At 62.7% G+C, this 18,392-nt stretch carries 19 protein-coding genes; 11 read left to right on the top strand and 8 right to left on the bottom strand.

The features are described 5' to 3' along the window. The first annotated feature begins 31 nt into the window (after nucleotides 1-31). Nucleotides 32-739, top strand: coding sequence for a YebC/PmpR family DNA-binding transcriptional regulator (locus ABWL43_RS17925; RefSeq protein ID WP_090402660.1), 708 nt, complete (start codon nucleotides 32-34; stop codon nucleotides 737-739). 123 nt (nucleotides 740-862) lie between these two features. Here ABWL43_RS17925 and ABWL43_RS17920 read toward each other — a convergent pair whose 3' ends face one another. Next, a complete protein-coding gene (locus ABWL43_RS17920) occupies nucleotides 863-2,167 on the bottom strand; it encodes a protein kinase (protein ID WP_404483388.1) in 1,305 nt (434 codons plus the stop codon). 40 nt (nucleotides 2,168-2,207) lie between these two features. Then, nucleotides 2,208-3,302: a cell division protein ZapE gene (gene zapE / locus ABWL43_RS17915; protein ID WP_262207548.1), complete on the bottom strand. Its 1,095-nt coding sequence runs from the start codon at nucleotides 3,300-3,302 to the stop codon at nucleotides 2,208-2,210. Between the two features lie 215 nt (nucleotides 3,303-3,517). Between zapE and ABWL43_RS17910 the strand changes: the two genes are divergently transcribed. From ABWL43_RS17910 to ABWL43_RS17880, 7 genes are read left to right on the top strand one after another with little or no spacing between them, the layout of a single operon-like run. Then, on the top strand, nucleotides 3,518-4,018 hold the full coding sequence (locus ABWL43_RS17910; protein WP_164487989.1) for a spore coat U domain-containing protein: 501 nt from the start codon (nucleotides 3,518-3,520) through the stop codon (nucleotides 4,016-4,018). Further along, the gene (locus tag ABWL43_RS17905) at nucleotides 4,012-4,566 is read left to right on the top strand and encodes a spore coat protein U domain-containing protein (protein ID WP_404483386.1); all 555 of its coding nucleotides are present in this window, start codon (nucleotides 4,012-4,014) and stop codon (nucleotides 4,564-4,566) included. Before ABWL43_RS17910 ends, ABWL43_RS17905 begins: the two co-directional genes overlap by 7 nt. Before the next feature lie 18 nt (nucleotides 4,567-4,584). Next, on the top strand, nucleotides 4,585-5,118 hold the full coding sequence (locus tag ABWL43_RS17900; protein WP_404483384.1) for a spore coat U domain-containing protein: 534 nt from the start codon (nucleotides 4,585-4,587) through the stop codon (nucleotides 5,116-5,118). Nucleotides 5,119-5,123: 5 nt separating this feature from the next. After that, nucleotides 5,124-5,624: a spore coat U domain-containing protein gene (locus ABWL43_RS17895; protein WP_404483382.1), complete on the top strand. Its 501-nt coding sequence runs from the start codon at nucleotides 5,124-5,126 to the stop codon at nucleotides 5,622-5,624. 27 nt (nucleotides 5,625-5,651) lie between these two features. Next, nucleotides 5,652-6,437, top strand: a complete 786-nt coding sequence (locus ABWL43_RS17890) for a molecular chaperone (protein ID WP_242199352.1) — start codon at nucleotides 5,652-5,654, stop codon at nucleotides 6,435-6,437. Nucleotides 6,438-6,478: 41 nt separating this feature from the next. Then, nucleotides 6,479-8,872 carry a fimbria/pilus outer membrane usher protein gene (locus ABWL43_RS17885; RefSeq protein ID WP_404483380.1) on the top strand — a complete coding sequence of 798 codons (2,394 nt, stop codon included), beginning with the start codon at nucleotides 6,479-6,481 and terminating at the stop codon, nucleotides 8,870-8,872. A 16-nt stretch (nucleotides 8,873-8,888) separates the two neighbouring features. Beyond that, entirely contained in the window at nucleotides 8,889-9,878 is a 990-nt protein-coding gene (locus ABWL43_RS17880) for a spore coat protein U domain-containing protein (protein ID WP_404483379.1), read from the top strand. On the opposite strand, the gene ABWL43_RS17875 is transcribed toward ABWL43_RS17880, so the two are convergent. Then, entirely contained in the window at nucleotides 9,875-10,612 is a 738-nt protein-coding gene (locus ABWL43_RS17875; protein WP_404483377.1) for an anti-sigma factor family protein, read from the bottom strand. The genes ABWL43_RS17880 and ABWL43_RS17875 overlap by 4 nt on opposite strands. Beyond that, nucleotides 10,609-11,115: a sigma-70 family RNA polymerase sigma factor gene (locus tag ABWL43_RS17870; protein ID WP_106578821.1), complete on the bottom strand. Its 507-nt coding sequence runs from the start codon at nucleotides 11,113-11,115 to the stop codon at nucleotides 10,609-10,611. The genes ABWL43_RS17875 and ABWL43_RS17870 overlap by 4 nt, the downstream gene beginning before the upstream one ends. A gap of 168 nt (nucleotides 11,116-11,283) precedes the next feature. On the opposite strand from ABWL43_RS17870, the gene ABWL43_RS17865 reads away from it, so the two are divergent. After that, nucleotides 11,284-12,366: a catalase family peroxidase gene (locus ABWL43_RS17865; RefSeq protein WP_404483375.1), complete on the top strand. Its 1,083-nt coding sequence runs from the start codon at nucleotides 11,284-11,286 to the stop codon at nucleotides 12,364-12,366. Then, a complete protein-coding gene (locus ABWL43_RS17860) occupies nucleotides 12,363-12,902 on the top strand; it encodes a cytochrome b (RefSeq protein ID WP_106578819.1) in 540 nt (179 codons plus the stop codon). Before ABWL43_RS17865 ends, ABWL43_RS17860 begins: the two co-directional genes overlap by 4 nt. 18 nt (nucleotides 12,903-12,920) lie before the next feature. Here the strand turns inward: ABWL43_RS17860 and ABWL43_RS17855 are convergent, their stop codons facing one another. Then, nucleotides 12,921-14,072, bottom strand: a complete 1,152-nt coding sequence (locus ABWL43_RS17855) for a M14-type cytosolic carboxypeptidase (protein ID WP_404483373.1) — start codon at nucleotides 14,070-14,072, stop codon at nucleotides 12,921-12,923. 466 nt (nucleotides 14,073-14,538) lie between these two features. Beyond that, a complete protein-coding gene (locus ABWL43_RS17850; RefSeq protein WP_145163974.1) occupies nucleotides 14,539-14,889 on the bottom strand; it encodes a DUF6124 family protein in 351 nt (116 codons plus the stop codon). A gap of 130 nt (nucleotides 14,890-15,019) precedes the next feature. Between ABWL43_RS17850 and ABWL43_RS17845 the strand changes: the two genes are divergently transcribed. Next, nucleotides 15,020-15,655: a LexA family transcriptional regulator gene (locus ABWL43_RS17845; protein WP_262207533.1), complete on the top strand. Its 636-nt coding sequence runs from the start codon at nucleotides 15,020-15,022 to the stop codon at nucleotides 15,653-15,655. Here ABWL43_RS17845 and ABWL43_RS17840 read toward each other — a convergent pair. Next, entirely contained in the window at nucleotides 15,652-17,577 is a 1,926-nt protein-coding gene (locus tag ABWL43_RS17840) for an acetyl/propionyl/methylcrotonyl-CoA carboxylase subunit alpha (RefSeq protein ID WP_404483370.1), read from the bottom strand. The two genes, ABWL43_RS17845 and ABWL43_RS17840, sit on opposite strands and share 4 nt — an antisense overlap. After that, nucleotides 17,574-18,380: a gamma-carboxygeranoyl-CoA hydratase gene (locus tag ABWL43_RS17835; RefSeq protein ID WP_242199373.1), complete on the bottom strand. Its 807-nt coding sequence runs from the start codon at nucleotides 18,378-18,380 to the stop codon at nucleotides 17,574-17,576. Before ABWL43_RS17835 ends, ABWL43_RS17840 begins: the two co-directional genes overlap by 4 nt. Between the last annotated feature and the right edge of the window lie 12 nt (nucleotides 18,381-18,392).

Here is an 18,392-nt window from a genome sequence, read left to right as displayed (position 1 = left end):
TCTCGGCGCGATGGACAGAAGAGAGTGAGTCATGGGCGCACAGTGGAAAGTCAAACATAAAGAAGCGGCATCCAATGCCAAGGGCAAGATCTTCGGCAAGCTGGTGAAAGAAATCACCATCGCCGCCCGCAACGGAGCCGACACCGCGACCAACGCCCACCTGCGTCTGGTGGTTGAGCAAGCCAAAAAGGCTTCGATGCCCAAGGAAACCTTGGAGCGTGCGATCAAGAAAGGCGCCGGCCTGCTGGGTGAAACCGTGCAGTACCACCGTGTGACCTACGAAGGGTTCGCCCCGCACCAGGTGCCGCTGATCGTCGAGTGCGTGACCGATAACATCAACCGCACCGTGGCGGAAATCCGCGTGGCGTTCCGCAAAGGTCAGTTGGGTGCTTCGGGCTCTGTGGCCTGGGACTTCAACCACGTCGGCCTGATCGAAGCGTCGCCGGACACGCCGGACGCTGATCCGGAAATGGCGGCTATCGAAGCCGGCGCCCAGGACTTTGAAGACGGCGAAGAAGAGGGCACGACCCTGTTCATCACCGAAACCACCGACCTGGATGCCGTGCAGAAAGCCCTGCCAGAGCAGGGTTTCACGGTGTTGTCGGCCAAGCTGGGCTACATCTCGAAGAACCCGGTGAGTGGTTTGACCGATGAGCAGATGGCCGAAGTCGAAGCCTTCCTGGAAGGCCTGGACAACCATGACGACGTGCAGGATATGTTCGTCGGCCTGGCTGGCTGATTTATAGCTGAATAGAACGCGGTAAAAAATGTGGGAGCGGGCTTGCTCGCGAATGCGTAGTGTCAGTCACTGATTGGGTGACTGACACACTGCATTCGCGAGCAAGCCCGCTCCCACATTTGATCAGTGGCGTGGCAGAGATTGCAGCAAGGTCTCGATCTCTTCAAAGCTCGGCCGCGCCAACACATCAGGCTGGCAGCAGCGTTTTTGCAGCGCGACCAACGCCTGGTCGTTGAACGGCGTGTCAACCCGCTCCAGCAACTCCCCCAGCAGTACCCCAAACGCGCGCACTTCAATACGCTGCAACGCCTGGGTTTCCAAGGTGTCCGCCGTGGCATGGAACGACGCCGCGCCAAAGTCCCCGAGCAAGCAATCACCCTCGGTATTCCACAGAATGTTGTGGCCATACAGGTCGCCATGGGTAATGCCGTGCCGGTGCAAATGGGCCGCCACCGACGCTATGCCGCGCGCCATGCGCAAGGCCACTTCGGGGCTGAAGCGCGTGTCGGGCGCGTAGATATCGCGCGTGCAGGACGCCAGGCTCGGCAGCGCAGCAAGGTTGCGATAGCTCGGGTCGATCAGGTCCATCACCAGCGCGGCCTGGTCATCGGGATGGCCCACCACGCGGCCTTCCACCTTGATCAGGTTGGGGTGCAGCCCGGCGGCGATGCAGGCCTGCATTTCGTGCAGCGGAGAGCCGTCGCTGGTGATCGTGCCTTTGTACAGTTTGACTGCGACAGACAACCCCCGCGGTCGCCACGCCGCCTTGCGAATGATCCCCGAGGCGCCCTCGCCCAGTACTTCGCCCAGTTCGAGTTCCGACCACGGGATGTTCGGAGTCGCGTCATCGCCCGCCACAGCCACGGCCATTTCCACCGGGTTACCGGCATAGGCCAGCCAGGTCAGGCTCGGCATCGTCAGCAGCCACTGCGGCAGTTGCGTCAGGCGGTTGGCGGCGATGCGGATCAATTCCAGGTTGTGGCAGTTGGCCAGGCTTTGCGGCAGGTGCGCCAGTTGGTTGCCGGCCAGCATCAGTTTCTGCAGCAACGGCCGCTCGCCCAATTCGCTGGGCAATTGGCTGATGCAGTTATCGGTGAGGATCAGCCAGCGCAACTGCGGCGGCAGGGCGGCGGCGGGCACGTGGCTGATCTGGTTGGCCTTGAAGCCGATCATGCTCAGCTGTGCGCACTGGCCCAGGCACGCCGGCAGCTCGGTGAAGGCGTTGTCCGAGCAGAACAGCACGCGCAGGTGCGACAAGCGATGCAGGTCGTCGGGCAGGCTGCTCAGGGCGTTGCCCGTGAGGTTGAGGATTTCCAGGGAGTCGGCCAGTTCGAAGATTTCCCGCGGGAATTCGGTCAGCCCGCAGGACAGGTCCAGGCGCGTGATGCCAGCCAGTTGGCCGGTCTTGAGTTGGGCGAGGGTATTCATGAACGGCGCAGTCACTCGGCAAGAGGGCGTAAAAAGGCGCTCATGATACCGGGTGAGGCGCCGGTTGCGGGCAGACGGTTTGCAATTGGTTCAGGCGGCTCGCGGTGCGAGCGAGGTCGATGGCCTGCCCTTCAAGGGCATGCGCCAAGGGGTGTTGGCCGATCAGCGTCAGGCGTTTGTCCTGGTCGTACAGCACGTCCACCAAGTTGATGAACCGCTGTTGCACGGCAATCGGGCAGTCTGCCAACTGGGGCAGCCCGTCGACGATCCAGTGGTCGAAGTCCTCGCAGAGCAGCAAGTAATCCATCACGGCGGTGAGTTGTTCGCACAGGTCGTTGAAGGTGAACGCGAGGGTTGGCGCCTGATGGTGGCGACATATCAGCTGGCGGTTGCCGACCGTCAGGCGTTGCGCGGGGCAATCGGTGGTGGGCAGCCCGAGCATTTCACGCTGGGCGGGCGTGCCCGGCCAAACATACTGGCCGGCGCTGAAGTGCTGCTCGGCATGCGCTTGGGGCAAGCTGCGAAAATCCTGGGGTGAGCTGACCTCCAGCACGTCCATCCGCGCGGCAATCAGGTCGATCACCGGTTTGAAGCGTTCGTGGTACAACGGGTTGGGCAGCAGCCCCTCGGGTGCATAGTTTGAGGTCACCAGCACCAGCACGCCGCGTTCGAACAAGGCTTTGAACAACCGGCTGATAAGCATGGCATCGCCGATATCGTGAACATGGAATTCGTCGAAACACAGCACCCGGCATCCCGCCAGCAGCTCATCGAGGGTCACGCCCAGGGCGTCGTCGTGCTCACGGTGCGCAAACATGCCCCGATGCAGGCGGGCAAAAAACGCATGGAAGTGCACGCGCTGCTTGTCGGCAATCGGCAGCGCCTGGAAGAACCCATCAAGCAGCCAGCTCTTGCCGCGCCCCACCGGGCCGTGCAGGTACAGGCTGCGCGTTGCACGGTTGGCGAGCAGGTGCTGGGTCTCGCGGGCGAGGGCGGCAATCGCCCGGTTTTGGCCTGCGCTCAGGGTATAGCCCTGTTGCCTGGCTTTGTTCTCAAAGAACACCGGGATAGGCGAGGGGGCCAGGACGGCGGTTTTTTTGCCCAGCAAACGCTGAATCAGGGGAAGCACAGCCAATGCAAGTCACTCTGTCGTGCGGTGGTCGCTCACTTTAGGGCGCCCGAGGCGATTTGACCAATAGAGAAGCGCGCCGCCAGCTATCTCGAAAAAGCATGGCGTGGGGGTAATCCTGGGCAAACTGGCGGTTTCTCCTTAAATGGCTAACCTCATACACAGTTGTTACCCCTGTATAAGGAATTGGGGCTGTGAAGGGACGAGCAGTATTGGCAGTGATGGGCGCCATACTCTGTAACACGGTTTACGCTGCGCAACTTCAGGTAGAAGTGCGCATCGACGTGCAACGGGGCTGCCAGCTGGTGGGCATCACCCGCGATGCGGGTATCGAGCAGCTGGGCGTGTTGGACTTTGGCAGCGGCCCGCGTCTGGATGACCCGGCCGGCCCGTTGAGTGCGGCCTTGATCAGCCAGCGCCAGCCGCGCTTGGAATGCAACCCGGACACACCCTATCAAATGCGCGTTGACGGTGGCCTGCATGGCGGCGTCGGCGAAGTGCGCTACCTCAGCGCCGCGACCCCCTCGAGCAAACCTATTCCCTATCGCCTTTACGCCGACGCCGCGCGACGTATTGCCTTGCCCGTGAATGAACCGCTCAGTGGCCGCGTGCCGGACTCGGGCAGCGTCGACTTGCCCTTATATGGCCGCATCGAACCGCTCAAGGACATCCCCGCCGTCGGCCGCTACACCGACCTGCTCAAGGTCACGGTCACATGGTAAGCCGGGGCTGGGCCCTCGTGGCCATGGGCGGCCTGTTGCTGCTGGCGGAGGACGCCCAGGCGGCCGTGGCCGGGCAGATTCATGCGCGGCTGGTGATAACCGCCAGTTGTGAGGTGAGCAAGGGCGCCGCAAGCGCGCCCGTGAGCGCGCCCGTGAGCCCTGTGGGCGGCACGGCAATGCTCGACTTTGGCAGCCAGGGTCCGACTTGGAGCAACCCACTGGGCGCAGCCGTTTCCGATGGCGACAAGGCGCCGCTGTCGGTGTCCTGCAACCCGTCGGTGGTCAGCAGTTTCACCGTGACTATCGACGGCGGCGCGCATGGCGATGGCACCACGCGACGCTTGAGCAACGGGCGTCAGACCATTCCGTATCGGCTGTCGGCTGATCCGCTGGGCCACAGCACTTACAGCGTTGGCCAACAACGCAATTTCGTCGTGACCAAGGGCACGCAAGTACCGATCCCGGTATTCGGCTCGGTGGTGGCGAATACCAGGGCCCTACCGGCCGGCATCTACACAGACACCCTGACGGTGACTCTGGATTGGTAAATCATGAGGATGAACATCATGCATGCACTTGTATCAAAAGCAGTTTTTCCATTGATGGCACTGGTGTGGGTGTCGGGTGCGCAGGCGGCCACGGTCGCCGGCACCGTCACCGCAACGCTGGTGCTGACCAGCAGTTGCCAGGTCAATGGCGCGGCGGCCACCGGCGGGATGAGCTTCGGTAACTTGAACTTCGGTACGGCCAACAGCCTGTTCACTGAAGCCGACGGCCAGGTGCTGGGCGGCGGCGGTGGCGCGTTGTCGATTCTGTGTTCGGCGGGCACTTCACCGACGCTGACCGTGTCTGCCGGCGCCAACGACGGCAAGTCCGTGGGCGGTGGCCGCGCGCTGTACGACGGTGTGGCCAATTACGTGCCGTATGACCTGTTCACCGACAGTGGTCACTCCAATTTGCTCGCCATCGGTGGGGTGATCAACCTGGCACCCAGCACGGGCGTGGCCCAGGCCGTGAATATTTACGGTAAGGCCAACGGCAAGGCCGGGCTGCCGGCCGGGACTTACACCGACACGGTCAACGTGACGCTGACGTTCTAAGCGCCATGAGCCGGGCAGGGTGGGCGGCGTGTGTGGTGTGCATCGGCTGGGGCATGCCGGTATCGCTGCTGGCGGTGACCAGTCAGTCGTTCCAGGTCAGCGCGACCATCACCCCTGGATGCCTGGTGGTGGGTGGCGGCACGAACTACGGCAGCCTGGCCTTCGGCACTTATTCGGCCCTGGCGACCAGCACCGCGTCTGTCGCACTCACGGCGGGCGTGACCCTGCAATGTACACCGGGCGTCGCGCTGAGCATGAGTGTCGATGGCGGTTTGCACAACAACAGCGGTCGGCGGATGCAGCTCAATAGCGGCACTGCCCAAGTGGCTTATCAACTGTTTCGGGACGCGGCGTTCAGCCAGAGCCTGGGCATCAGCCAAAGCGTGAGCGTGGCCTACACCAACGCAGCCAGCATCACCTTGCCGATTTATGGGCGAGTGCAGTTACCGGGTAATACGCCTGGGGGGACGTACAGCGACACGTTGCAGGTGCAGCTGTCGTGGTAAGGCGATTGGCAATGAGGAGTAAGACTTATGGATGCAGCTTCCCGGCACTTTTGGGCAGCAGGTTTGAGCGCGTTGTTGGCGTTGACGGCAGGGCAGGCGCAGGCGGCAAGCTCCGTGCTGATCTGGCCGATTGACCCGGTGCTGGAGGCCGACCAACAGGCCAGCGCCCTGTGGCTGGAAAACCGCGGCACGGAGACCGCCAACCTGCAAATCCGCGTGTTTGCCTGGACCCAGAGCGGTTTTGACGAGCAGTACCAGAACCAGCGCGACGTGATCGGCAGCCCGCCGGTGGCGAAGATCGAGCCGGGGCAGAAACAGCTGGTGCGCCTGACCCGGACCAAAGAGGTGCCGCCGGGCCGGGAACTGGCCTACCGGATCATCATCGATGAAATCCCCCCGGCCACGCCGCCTGCGGCCCCGGCTGATGGCAAGACGGCCGCGGCGATTCGCTTCCAGATGCGCTATTCGGTGCCGCTGTTCGCCTATGGTCCGGGCCTTTGGAGCAAGGTTGATGGCACACGCGAGCGCGACCCCAAAAGCGCCGGCAAGCCGGACCTGAGCTGGAAAAAGGTCACGGTGGGCGGGCGCAACTACGTCGAAATGCGCAACCAGGGCGCCGTGCACGCGCGCTTGACCGACGCCACGTTCAAACAGGGCGGCCAGCCGCGGCCGCTGGTGGAAGGCCTGATGGGCTATGTGCTGCCGGGCGCAACCATGCGCTGGCCGGTGCCGGAGGGGCTGCCGGCTGATCAGCCGCTGCAGGTGCGAGTCAATGGTGCGACGCAATTGGAGAACCTTGCACCCGGGCGATAAATCAGTGCGGTAGGGCATGGAGCAGCCCTTGGTGTTAACGGATGGAGATGTCCATTGATGGACGCAAAGCCTTGGTGAGCCATGAACGGGCGAGAGGTTTATGGCGATCGGTGTGGGTGGTGAGTGGCCTGTCTGGCCTGGTGTTTGCGGCGCCGAGTGTGGCCGCGCCATTGCCGCCCCCTCCCAGCAGTATGGAGGCTGTTGCCGATGCGCAGTTGTTTCTGGAACTGGTGGTCAACCAGAGGGATACCGGGCGCGTGGTCGCCGTCAATCAGCGTGCCGGGCAGTTGTTTTTGCCGGCGTCGGTGTTGCAGGACATCGGTATGAAGCTGCCGGGTGAGGTGCCCGCCGAGGTTGCGCTGGAAAACCTGCCAGGCATGCACACCGATTACGACAGCCAGGGCCAGCGCCTGATGCTCAGCGTGCCGCCGGCCTGGTTGCCGGAGCAATTTATCGGCAGTCGCGACAATTACCCGCGCACCCAGGCGCTGACCAGCTTTGGCGCGCTGCTCAACTATGATGCCTACCTCAACGACACCGATGACGCCGGCACCTACCTCGGCATCTTCAACGAAGTCAGGTTGTTCGACACCTGGGGCACCTTGTCCAACACCGGCCAGTACCGCACCACCCTTGGCCGGGAGACAGCCGGCAGCAGCCTGTACAACGGCTATCGGCGTTATGACACCACGTGGCGGTTTTCCGACGACGAGCGCCTGCTGACCTATGAGGCCGGCGACGTGATCAGTGGCGCCTTGCCGTGGAGCACCTCGGTGCGTCTTGGCGGGGTACAGGTGTCGCGCGATTTTGGCGTGCGTCCGGATTTGGTCACCTACCCGCTGCCACAGTTTGCCGGTGAGGCCGCCGTGCCGTCGTCGGTGGACCTGTTTATCAACGGCTACAAAACCAGCAGCGCCGACCTGCAGCCTGGGCCGTACACCCTGACCAACGTGCCGTTCATCAACGGCGCGGGTGAGGCGGTGGTGGTGACCACCGACGCCCTGGGCCGGCAGGTCTCGACCACGGTGCCGTTCTACGTCACGAGTACGCTGTTGCAAAAGGGCTTGTCGGACTTTTCGGTGGCGGCGGGGAACCTGCGCCGCGACTACACCGTGCGCGATTTTGGCTACGGCGCTGGCGTGGCGAGCGGTACCTTTCGGTACGGGCTGTCGGATGCGTTTACCCTGGAAAGCCACGCCGAAGCCGCGGGTGACCTGGCCCTGGGCGGTGTCGGCGGCAACCTGCGCATGGGCAACTTCGGCGTGCTCAATACCGCCGTCAGCCAAAGCCAGTTCGACGGGCGCACAGGCCAGCAACTGAGCCTGGGCTACCAATACAGCAATCAGCGTTACAGCGTGTCTTATCAACGGGTAGAGCGCCGCGATGAATACGCCGACCTGAGCCTGGTCGACACGCCCTATGCCAGCCTCAGCAAGCGCAGCCAGCAAGCGACCTTGAGCCTGAACCTAAACGACTTCGGCAGCCTGGGCGTGGGCTATTTCGATGTGCAGGCGGCGGATGATTCTCGTACCCGCCTGGTGAACATGACCTGGAGCAAAGCGCTGTGGCGCAACAGCAGTTTTTACCTGTCGGCCAACCACGAAGTCGGTGATAGCAGCTGGGCAGTGCAGGCCCAAGTGGTGGTGCCCTTCGACATCTACGGCAGCCTCAGCGTGGGCAGCGAACGCAGCAAAACCGGAGAAAGCCAGCAACGCGTCAACTACAGCCGGGCAGTGCCGGCCGAGGGCGGCGTGGGCTTTAACCTGGGTTACGCCAGCGGTGACGGGCCGGCTTATCGACAGGCTGACCTGACCTGGCGCCTGCAGTCGGTGCAATTGCAGGCCGGCGTGTATGGCAACCGCGACGCGCAAACCCGTTGGGCGGATGCCAGTGGCTCGCTGGTGTGGATGGACCACCACGTGTTCGCCGCCAACCGTGTCGACGATGCGTTTGTGGTGGTGAGCACCGGTGGCGTCGGCGGCGTACCGGTGCGCTACGAGAACCAAGTGGTGGGTGAAACCGACCGCAACGGGCACTTGCTGGTGCCGTGGACCAGCGCCTACTACCGGGCCAAATACGAGATCGACCCGCTGAACCTGCCGGCCAACATGCAAGTGCCCAACGTCGAGCAACGTGTGGCCGTGCGCCGGGGCAGTGGCTACTTGCTGGAGTTTCCGGTGCGCCAGGTGCTCGCGGCGAGCATCACCCTGGTCGACGCCCAGCATCAGGAATTGCCCCTGGGCAGCCAGGTGCGGCACGAGCAAAGCGGCGCGCTGGCGGTGGTGGGGTGGGACGGCCTGGTCTACCTGGAAAACCTGGCGGCGCACAACACCTTGCAGGTCACCGTCGGCGATGGCCAGGCCTGCCAGGCGACGTTCGAACTGGATACCACGCAGGAGCAGGTACCGCTGATTGGGCCACTGGTGTGCCAATGACATAAGGAGTGTGCGTGTGCGGGTCAAGGATTGGCTGTTGCGGTTACTGCTGTTGGCAAGCCTGGGAGTGTCGGTGCAGGTGCAGGCGGTGTGCACGGTGGGCGCCACCGTGCCGGCCAGTTTCGGCACCACGGTGAGTTCAATGACCGTGCGCACCACCTCCCAGCCGAGTTCGACCACCAACGCTGGCTTGAGCTGCACGTCAGCGCTGCTGTCAGTCTTGACCTCGAGTGACCATTTCTATGCGACCGTCACCGGCTCCGCGCAAGGCGGCCTGGTCGGGCCGACCGGGGATGTCATCAGCTATACGATCTACGCCAACAACACCACCGCGTTCCCAATGACGCGCGGCACCGCGTTCGATTTTGGCGGCAGTGGCGGCATTGCCGCCTCCCTTGGCCTGGTGTTCGGGCCGGGCACCAAAGTTGTGCCGCTGTATTTCGCCACCACCATCGGCAGTAACGTGGCTGCAGGTGTGTACAGCGAAACCCTGAATATCGCCTGGAACTGGAACTACTGTTCGGGCATTGGCATTGGTGGGATTTGCGCGGGCCGCGAGATCAACAACGGCACCACCACGCTGAATGTGAGCATGACCGTGGTCAATGACTGCCAGATCACTACGCCCGCCATCGCCTTTGGCAGCGCGCCGGTGGTCAGTGCATTTTCCACCGTCAACGGGCAGGCCAGCGTGGCCTGCACCAAGGGCAGCGCCTACACCGTGGGCCTCAGTGACGGGCAGAACCCGGTGAGTGTGGGTGGCCGCCGGCAGATGGTGTCCGCCGGTAACTTCCTTGCTTACGACATCTTCAAGAGTGCCAGCACGACCCGCTGGGGCAGCGTGGGCACGGCACGTCGGGCCAGTTCAACGGCCGAGGTCAACCCTGGCAACGGCCTGGGCACGGGCAGCCAGGTGTTCAACTACAACGCCAAGGTCTATACCGACCAGACCACGCCGCCGAGCGGCATCTATCTGGACAACGTGGTGCTGGACGTGGGCTTTTAGAACTTCATCATCTGCGTGGTTGGCTGGTCCACCGGGCTGACCATCGCGTAGTTGTAGCCGCTGCCGGACCAGTACTCGGCCTGCAAGCCATCGGCGCTGCGGCTGCCGCGGGGCAGAAAGCCGTTTTCCGGGCCGGGCGGGCGGATGTAGAAGCTGATGCGCCGGCCTTGCGGGTCTTCGTACAGCACCATGGCGGCAGCGCCCTGCTCAGTGGTGAGCAAGCGCCCGCTGACAGGCTTGAAACCTGCCTGGCTCAAGTCCGGCAGGCGGTGCGCCTGGTTGAAGTAGCGATCCAGCCAGGCCTGCATCGAGCCGCCGTCCTGGGCGTTGTAGTCGGCGGGCATGATGCCGTCCTGGGCAAACAGGCGGAACGCCTGCATGGCGTCGGCCATCGGCAACAGGGCAGGCTGGGTCGCTTCGCGGGCGTGCCAGCCGCCAACACCGCCCAGGCTGACGGCGATCAACAGCACGGCAGCCGTGGCGAAGTGGCGGCGCGATTGGTGTTTGATGCGTTGGCGAATCAGCGCCGGGTCCAGCTCGGGGTTGGCCGGTTGTTGCAAGGCCCCGCTCAATGACGCGCGCAGTGCTTGCGCATCCTGTTGCCAGGCATGCACCTGGGCGGCGACGTCGGGGTGGGCCGCCAAGTAGGTTTCAAGCACGCGGCGATCGCTCTCCAGCAGTTGGTGATCGACGTAGGCATGCAAATCGCGTTCGCTGGGGGGCAGGCTGATCATTTGAGTATCCGCAGGGAAGGGCTGGCAATTTCGCCATCGCTGAGTTGGCGCAGGGCCTGGCGCGCCCGGGACAAGCGCGACATGACGGTGCCGACGGGCACCTCGAGGATGACGGCAACCTCCTTGTAGCTTAACCCTTCGACCGACACCCAGAGCAACAGGGCGCGCTGTTCGGTGTTGAGTTGGTCGAAAGCCTGCAAGGCCGATTGGGCCATCACCGTGCGCTCCACCGAAGGTTGCGCGTCGTCACGGCCGGTAAAGAAGTCGAGCATGCGCGCGTAACGCCGGCTGCGGCGGTGGGCGTCGAGGAATTGCCGGTAAAGAATCGAGAACAGCCACGCGCGCAGGTCGCCTTCGATGCGTTTATCGGCCCAGCGGGTGATTGCGCGTTCCAGGGTCGACTGCACCAGGTCGTCGGCGCTGCTGGTGTTACGGGTCAGGGACACGGCAAAGCGCCGCATCCTGGGGATCAGTTCACGCAACTGTTCGTCGAGTTCGTGCATGGGAATCTGGCTGGTCGCTACGCTGGGACTAGGGAGACGTCTGACGTTGAAGGTTATTCCCAAGCCTGAAAAATAAACACAGGGCGTGGGAATAGAGCGGATCGGCGTTCGTCTTAATGCTCCGACCTTATGTTTCACCGCTTAGGCCTCTGGCCCTGGAGTCACTTCATGGTAGATCACTCATCACCGCCCCGTCCTGCGTTGAGTACCGCGAGCCTGATCGCACGGCTCGCCGGTATCGGTGCCGTGGTTGCCGTTGTTGCCGGGGCGTTTGCCTACGTCAACGGCACCCTCGACCCACAGCGCCTGCGCCCCAAAACCCTGGTTAATGCCCTGGAAACCAATAACGGCCTGCACCCTGGCTTTCGCCGCAACCATGCCAAGGGCGTGTGCGTGGCGGGTTACTTCGAGAGCAGCCCCGAGGCGCGGGCGTATTCGAGTGCCCAAGTGTTCAGCGAAGCGAAAACGCCGGTGATTGGTCGATTTGCCTTGCCCAGCGGCAACCCTTACGCGCCGGACAGCAGTGTGCCGATCCGCAGCTTTGCCTTGCAGTTCAGCCAAGCCAACGGCCAGCAATGGCGCACGGGGATGAACAGCATGCCGGTGTTCCCGGTGGGCACGCCTGAAGCCTTTTACCAGATGCTCAAGGCGGGCGCGCCAGACCCGGCCACCGGCAAGCCGAACCCGGCGGGCATGCCGGCGTTTTTTGCCGCGCACCCGGAGACCGCGCCGTTCCTGGCGTGGGTCAAGACGGCCAAGCCGTCGGCCAGCTATGCGACAGAGACCTACAACGGCATCAATGCGTTTTATCTGGTCAGCGCTGACGGCAAGCGCCAGGCAGTGCGTTGGGGCGTCGTGCCGCAGAGCCAGGATGCAGCGGGCGATACCGCGCCTTCAGGCAGCGACTTTCTTGAAAAAGACCTGGTGCAGCGCCTAGCATTGGGCCCGCTGCGTTGGCAGTTGAACATGACCCTGGCCAACCCCGGCGACCCGCTGGACGATGCGAGCAAAACCTGGACCGGCGAACACAAGGTGCTCAACGCCGGCACCCTGGTACTGCAGAGCAGCCAGCCGCAAGCGGACGGCGATTGCCGTGATATCAACTTTGATCCGCTGATTTTGCCCAGTGGTATCCAGGCCTCCGACGACCCGCTGCTGGCGGCGCGTTCGGCAGCCTACGCCAGCTCGTACGTGCGTCGTGCCGGTGAAGTCAGCCCGCTGCACAGCGCCCCTCAGGAGTCGAAGCCATGAATGTTCAACCACGCTATTTCGCGCCGCTGGCGCGTGTGCTGCATTGGCTGATGGCGCTGATGGTCATCGCTATGTTGTTTATCGGTGCGGGCATGGCGGCGTCGGTGTCGGAGCGCCATGAGTGGCTGATTCACCTGCATAAGCCGCTGGGAATTGCGATTCTGGCGCTGGTGATCGTGCGGCTGGTGGTGCGTTTTTCCACTCGGCAACCGCCGCTGCCGGATGATTTGCCGCTGTGGCAAAGGTTGGCAGCCAAGGCCTCTCATGTGCTGTTGTACGCGTTGATGCTGGTGTTGCCGCTGCTGGGCTGGGCGATGATTTCGGCGGCCGGTGACCCGGTGATGCTCAGCAGTTCAGTGCAGTTGCCGGCGCTGGTGGGTGCGAATGCGCCGTTGTTTGCGGTGTTGCGCAAGGCCCATGGGTATCTGGCGTATCTGCTGTTTCTGACGGTGCTGTTGCACCTGGCGGCGGCGCTGTTTCACGGCTTGATTCGCCGTGACGGCGTGCTGCAAAGCATGACCGGCACCAAGGACTGATGCCGGGGGCGGGGCGGCTTAGCGCAGTGCCGTGACGATATCGGCAACCGTGCTCAATACGTCCTTGCCCAGCTGTTTGGAGCGCTCACCTGACCAACCGGTTTTCGGGTTGGGCGCATCGTCGTTGTCCTTGAAGGGCATCTCCAGGGTCAGCGACAGACAGTCGAATTTCTCTCCGACGGCATTGCAGGCCAGCGTCATGTTGGCCTCGCCCGGCAGGTCGCGGGTGTAACCGTGGGTGGTCTGGAAATCGCGAGTCAATGCGCTCAAGTGGCTGCGAAAGTGTTTTTCCAGCGCTTCGATGCGCGGCGTGTAGCCTGGGTTGCCTTCGCAGCCGGCGGTGAACACGTAGGGGATTTCTTCGTCACCGTGGATATCGAGAAACAGGTCGACGCCGTATTTTTCCATCTGCTGCTGGGCGAACAGCACTTCAGGGCTGATTTCCTGGCTGGCGCTCTGCCAGGCACGATTGAGGTCCTGGCCCATGGCATTGGTGCGCAAGTGGCCGTGGAAGGCGCCGTCGGGGTTCATGTTGGGGATCAGGTACAGGTCAGCGACGGACAGCAGTTTTTTCAGCTCGGCGTCACCGTCCTGTTGCAGGCGTTCGATGACGCCTTCCATGAACCATTCGGCCATGTGCTCGCCGGGGTGTTGCTGGGCGATGATCCAGACCTTGCGCTGGCCCTCGCCACCCTTGCCACGGCGCAGCAGTTGGATATCACGGCCTTCAGCACTTTTGCCGGTGGCGAGTAACTGGGTACCGGCGCGGTTCAAGGCCTGCTCGATCAAGGCGTCGTGACGCTCGCGGCTGTAGGGTTCGAAGTAGGCGATCCAGGCCTGTTTTTCGCGGGTTTCCAGGCTGATGTGCAATGTTTCGCCATCAAAGCGCGTGGGGACGCGAAACCAGTTGATATGGTCGTAGGACGCCACGGCGTTGTAGCCGCTCCAGGCATTTTTGTAAGAGGACTGACTCGCATTACTCAGGCGAAAGGTGTGGGTGTGGCCCACGTGCATGCCTTCGGCCTTGAAGTGGAACCACTGGAAGTGTGCGCTGCGGGTGTCGGGTTTGATCGCCAGCAATAACTGATAGGCATCACTCGCATCCAGAACCTGGATGTTGCCACTGTCGAAGTCGGTGCTGATCTTGATGGAGGTCAAGGCCACGGTCATAGTCTGATTGCCTGAATATGAGTGTTGTGGCGGATATCTTACACAGGAGTCAGGCAAAATCTTGATGCAATATTTTTGCACGGGGGAGGGGGGCATCATCCCTGACGCAGCAGCAGCTTAGAGTCTATGAGATTGATTCTCAAGCGCTATTTCGGAAAGATCGGGCCTGGAGCGCTCGTTCGGCTTTCTTTTGAAGATGGTCTTTTGCTACCATGCGCGCCATCAAGCAACACACAGTCTTCATTAGCCTGAAGCCATGCCAGGGAAACTGGCAAAAAAAAGACCCGGCCAAAGAGCCGGGTCAAAAACCGTGATTAGCCTGATGAGGAGATATTCCAAGAGTCCGACCTAAGGTCTCTTGGTCTATCGACTGATCTCGCGATCAGCTGAGCCCAATAATAATCATTATCATTTGCAAGTCAAATGTTTTTATCCGTGGGATAGAAATATTTTTGCTTCGTGTCTGTTATGCGTTTGCCTGAGCCGCTGGCGACTGCAACGTCCGCTCCACCATCACCTTCGCCATATCAATCAAATACACCACTGAAAATGCCAGGTCCCGTTGGTTGCCCTGCCGGCTGCTTGCCAGTTCGTAGGCCGCCGCTGCCGCGCTGCGTAACAGCTCCGAAGCATGCACCAGGGCATCCTCGTGGCTGACGTTGGGCTTGATGTCGAAGAAGCTCTCGTCCGGGAGCGGTGCCGACACATCCTCTTTCAAGTAATGATCCAATGCGCGCTGGGCCGCGCCGCTGGTGCGCAGCCCCGACAGTTGTTCGGTTTCAGCGGTGCCGGGCAGATGATACGGGCGGGTCGTCATGAGGGTGGCTACTCTGAGTGAATGTCGAAAACCTGCGCCTGATAGTAATACGAATCGTATTTATGTCATTTGATGGATTACTACAAACTGTTTATTGTCGTGGCATCTGCACAACGTATTGTCACGCCCCATGGATAACTGGATAGCGTTGGTCAAAGCCAACATGAAAGACCGCAAGGTCACGCAGGATGAACTGGCTGAACGCCTGGGCATGTCCCAGGGCGGCGTGGGCCATTGGCTCAACAAGCGCCGCGTGCCAAGCCTGGCGGACATGAATCGGGTGCTCGCCGAGTTAGGGTTGGAGTATCTGGAGGTTGCGCTGGAAATTCGGCAGAAAGCCGATCAGGCCCCGCCCCTGGAAAAACACTACAACCCGTATTTTCGCTACCCGGTCAGCGACTGGAAGGGCGTCTGCGAAATACGTGAAGAGCGCCCGGCCTACGGCGCCGCACGTTTTGAACTGACCGATTACCACGCCCGTGGCGAAGCCTACTGGCTGCCCGTGACGGGAGACGCGATGACTGCCCCCAGTGGTTTGAGCATTGGCGCTGGCATGTTGATTCTGGTGGACCCGGCCATTGACGCCGAACCCGGCAAACTGGTGGTCGCCCAATGGGCCGACAGCCCCCAGGCAACCTTTCGCCAGTTAATGGAAGAAAGCGGCCAGCGTTACCTGGTGCCGCTCAATCCCACCTACCCCAAGCAGCTGTTCACCGACGACTGCCGAATCCTCGGCGTCGTCGTGCAGGCCACGGCGAAGTTTTAGTCCGCTGTTTCAAGCGCCACCAGGGCACTGCCTTCGGCAACCATTTCACCCTCCTGGCAAAACAGTGCCTTGACCACGCCAGCGTGCGGCGCGCGAATGCTGTGCTCCATCTTCATCGCCTCCAGTACCACCAATTGTGTACCGGCTTCGACGGCCTGGCCGACGTCCACCAACACCCGCACGATGCTGCCGTTCATCGGCGCCGTGAGCCCACCCTGATGAGATTGGCTGGCCTCGACCGCTGCAATCGGGTCGAACAGGCTCACTGCATGCATCTCGCCCTCCCAGCGCAGGTACACGCAGCCTTCGCCGCGCACCGCCAGATGGGCACGGCGCACGCCGTTGTGCTCGAGCCACAACTGCTCGCCGCGTAACTGCGCAGCGCCTCCACCCAACGTCACCCGACGATCCTGCGCGCCGCTGCTCAAATGCAGCGAAACCTCGGCAGGCAGCCCCGGGCGAAACCCCCGCGTATCCGCCCACGGCCCATCACCTGCCGGCAGACTCTGCATAAGCGCTGAGCCTGCGGCCTGCCAGAACTCGTCGCTGAACTCGCCCGGCACCGGCAACAACTCAGCCTGATAGCGCGGAATAAACCCGGTATCCAATTCAGCCGCCGCAAACGCCGGATGGCCGATGATGCGCCGCAAAAAGGCCAGGTTGGTCTTGAGCCCACCCACCGCGAACTCATCGAGCATGCTCAACAAGCGCAGGCGCGCCTGTTCACGGTCTTCGCCCCAGGCAATCAGCTTGCCCAGCATCGGGTCGTAGAACGGCGAAACGCTGTCGCCTTGTTGTACCCCGCTGTCCACGCGACGGCCCGGGCCGGGTGCAGACTCGCGGTACAGCGCGAGGTGCCCGGTGGCCGGCAGAAAATCATTGGCCGGGTCTTCGGCATACAAGCGCACTTCAATCGCGTGCCCGATCAAGGGCACCTGGTCCTGGGTGATCGGCAGCGGCTCACCCTGGGCGACACGGATCTGCCAGGCCACCAGGTCGAGGCCGGTGATCGCCTCGGTCACCGGATGTTCCACCTGCAGCCGCGTGTTCATTTCCATGAAGAAAAACTCGCCACGCGCGTCGAGCAAAAACTCCACCGTGCCCGCGCCCACATAGCCGATGGCCTGGGCCGCGCGCACGGCGGCTTCGCCCATGGCTTTGCGCTGTGCAACGCTCAGGCCCGGCGCCGGCGCTTCTTCCACGACCTTTTGATGGCGACGCTGAATCGAGCAGTCGCGCTCATTGAGGTACAAACAGTGGCCGTGCTGGTCGGCAAAGACCTGGATTTCCACATGACGCGGCTTGATCAGGTATTTCTCAACCAGCATCTGCCCGTTGCCAAACGACGACAGTGCCTCACGCTGGGCGGAAGCCAGGGCCTCGGCCAGTTGGCTGACGTCCTCGACCACCTTCATGCCCTTGCCGCCACCGCCCGCGGTGGCCTTGAGCAGCACCGGGTAGCCGATGCGCTCGCAGGCCGCGCGGAAGGTGTCCAGGTCCTGAGCTTCGCCGTGGTAACCCGGCACCAGCGGCACGCCGGCTTTTTCCATCAGCGCCTTGGCGGCCGACTTGCTGCCCATTGCGTCAATGGCCGAGGCGGGCGGGCCGAGGAAGATCAACCCGGCGGCTTCAATCGCTCGAGCAAAACCGGCGTTTTCCGATAGAAACCCATACCCGGGATGGATCGCCTGGGCGCCGCTGGCTTGGGCGGCGGCAATCAGCTTGTCGATTTGCAAGTAGCTGTCGGTGGCCTTGCTGCCACCCAGGTCGACACGGATGTCTGCCTCGCGGCTGTGGCGCGCATCACGGTCGATGGCGCTGTGTACCGCCACGGTGGTCAGGCCCATGGCCTTGGCGGTGCGCATCACTCGGCAGGCAATTTCGCCGCGGTTGGCCACCAGCACAGTCGTCAGTGGGCTCATGAACGCGGCTCCTGTGCTTGCCAGCTGGGCGGACGTTTTTGCAGGAAGGCGCGCAAGCCTTCCTGGCCCTCGGCGCTGACGCGAATCCGTGCGATGGCGTTTTCGCAATAGCGGCGCAACGCCGGGGTGAGGGCGCCGTTGCCCACTTCGCGCAACAAGTCCTTGCTGGCGCGCATCGCCGCAGGGCTGTTGAGCAGCAGGTTGGCGATCCAGTGTTCGACGTGCTGATCCAGCTCACCGGCGGGGTAACTTTCTGCCAGCAGGCCAATGTCGCGTGCCCGCTGGCCGCCAAAACGCTCAGCGGTCAGGGCATAACGCCGCGCCGCACGTTCGCCGATGGCCTGCACCACGAACGGACTGATCACCGCCGGAGCCAGGCCGATGCGCGCCTCCGACAGGCAGAACTGCGCGTCATCGGCGCCGATCGCCATGTCGCAGCAACTGATCAAACCCAGCGCGCCGCCATAGGCCGCGCCCTGCACAACGGCCAGGGTCGGGATTTTCAGCTTGGCCAGGTTGTACATCAACTCCGCCAGCTCGCGGGCGTCATCCAGGTTGGTGTGGTAGTCCAGCTCGGCCGATTGCTGCATCCACGCCAGGTCGGCACCGGCACTGAAGTGCTTGCCGCGCCCGCGCAGCACTAGAAAGCGCAGCGACGAATCGCCCTGCACCTGGTCGAGCGCGATGATCAGTTCGCGGATCATTTCGGCGTTGAACGCGTTGTTCTTGGCTTCGCGGCTGAGCCACAGCGTGGCAAAACCACGGCGGTCGGTGATCAGTTCGAGGGTGTTGAAATCGCTCATGGGTACAGCTCC

The organism is Pseudomonas sp. HT11 (assembly GCF_044875395.1).
In the GTDB taxonomy this organism is placed as follows: Bacteria; Pseudomonadota; Gammaproteobacteria; order Pseudomonadales; family Pseudomonadaceae; genus Aquipseudomonas.
Note: the sequence above shows the minus strand (reverse complement) of the source record. Positions and strands in the feature narration are given on the sequence as shown.

Coding starts and splice junctions, on each gene's coding strand:
- ABWL43_RS17925 (WP_090402660.1), top strand. CDS start 32: ATGGGCGCACAGTGGAAAGTCAAACATAAAGAAGCGGCATCCAATGCC.
- ABWL43_RS17875 (WP_404483377.1), bottom strand. CDS start 10,612: ATGATCAGCCTGCCCCCCAGCGAACGCGATTTGCATGCCTACGTCGAT.
- ABWL43_RS17845 (WP_262207533.1), top strand. CDS start 15,020: ATGGATAACTGGATAGCGTTGGTCAAAGCCAACATGAAAGACCGCAAG.
- ABWL43_RS17885 (WP_404483380.1), top strand. CDS start 6,479: ATGGAGATGTCCATTGATGGACGCAAAGCCTTGGTGAGCCATGAACGG.
- ABWL43_RS17870 (WP_106578821.1), bottom strand. CDS start 11,115: ATGCACGAACTCGACGAACAGTTGCGTGAACTGATCCCCAGGATGCGG.
- ABWL43_RS17855 (WP_404483373.1), bottom strand. CDS start 14,072: ATGACCGTGGCCTTGACCTCCATCAAGATCAGCACCGACTTCGACAGT.
- ABWL43_RS17895 (WP_404483382.1), top strand. CDS start 5,124: ATGAGCCGGGCAGGGTGGGCGGCGTGTGTGGTGTGCATCGGCTGGGGC.
- ABWL43_RS17840 (WP_404483370.1), bottom strand. CDS start 17,577: ATGAGCCCACTGACGACTGTGCTGGTGGCCAACCGCGGCGAAATTGCC.
- ABWL43_RS17850 (WP_145163974.1), bottom strand. CDS start 14,889: ATGACGACCCGCCCGTATCATCTGCCCGGCACCGCTGAAACCGAACAA.
- ABWL43_RS17835 (WP_242199373.1), bottom strand. CDS start 18,380: ATGAGCGATTTCAACACCCTCGAACTGATCACCGACCGCCGTGGTTTT.
- ABWL43_RS17910 (WP_164487989.1), top strand. CDS start 3,518: ATGGGCGCCATACTCTGTAACACGGTTTACGCTGCGCAACTTCAGGTA.
- ABWL43_RS17890 (WP_242199352.1), top strand. CDS start 5,652: ATGGATGCAGCTTCCCGGCACTTTTGGGCAGCAGGTTTGAGCGCGTTG.
- ABWL43_RS17865 (WP_404483375.1), top strand. CDS start 11,284: ATGGTAGATCACTCATCACCGCCCCGTCCTGCGTTGAGTACCGCGAGC.
- ABWL43_RS17900 (WP_404483384.1), top strand. CDS start 4,585: ATGCATGCACTTGTATCAAAAGCAGTTTTTCCATTGATGGCACTGGTG.
- ABWL43_RS17920 (WP_404483388.1), bottom strand. CDS start 2,167: ATGAATACCCTCGCCCAACTCAAGACCGGCCAACTGGCTGGCATCACG.
- ABWL43_RS17905 (WP_404483386.1), top strand. CDS start 4,012: ATGGTAAGCCGGGGCTGGGCCCTCGTGGCCATGGGCGGCCTGTTGCTG.
- ABWL43_RS17860 (WP_106578819.1), top strand. CDS start 12,363: ATGAATGTTCAACCACGCTATTTCGCGCCGCTGGCGCGTGTGCTGCAT.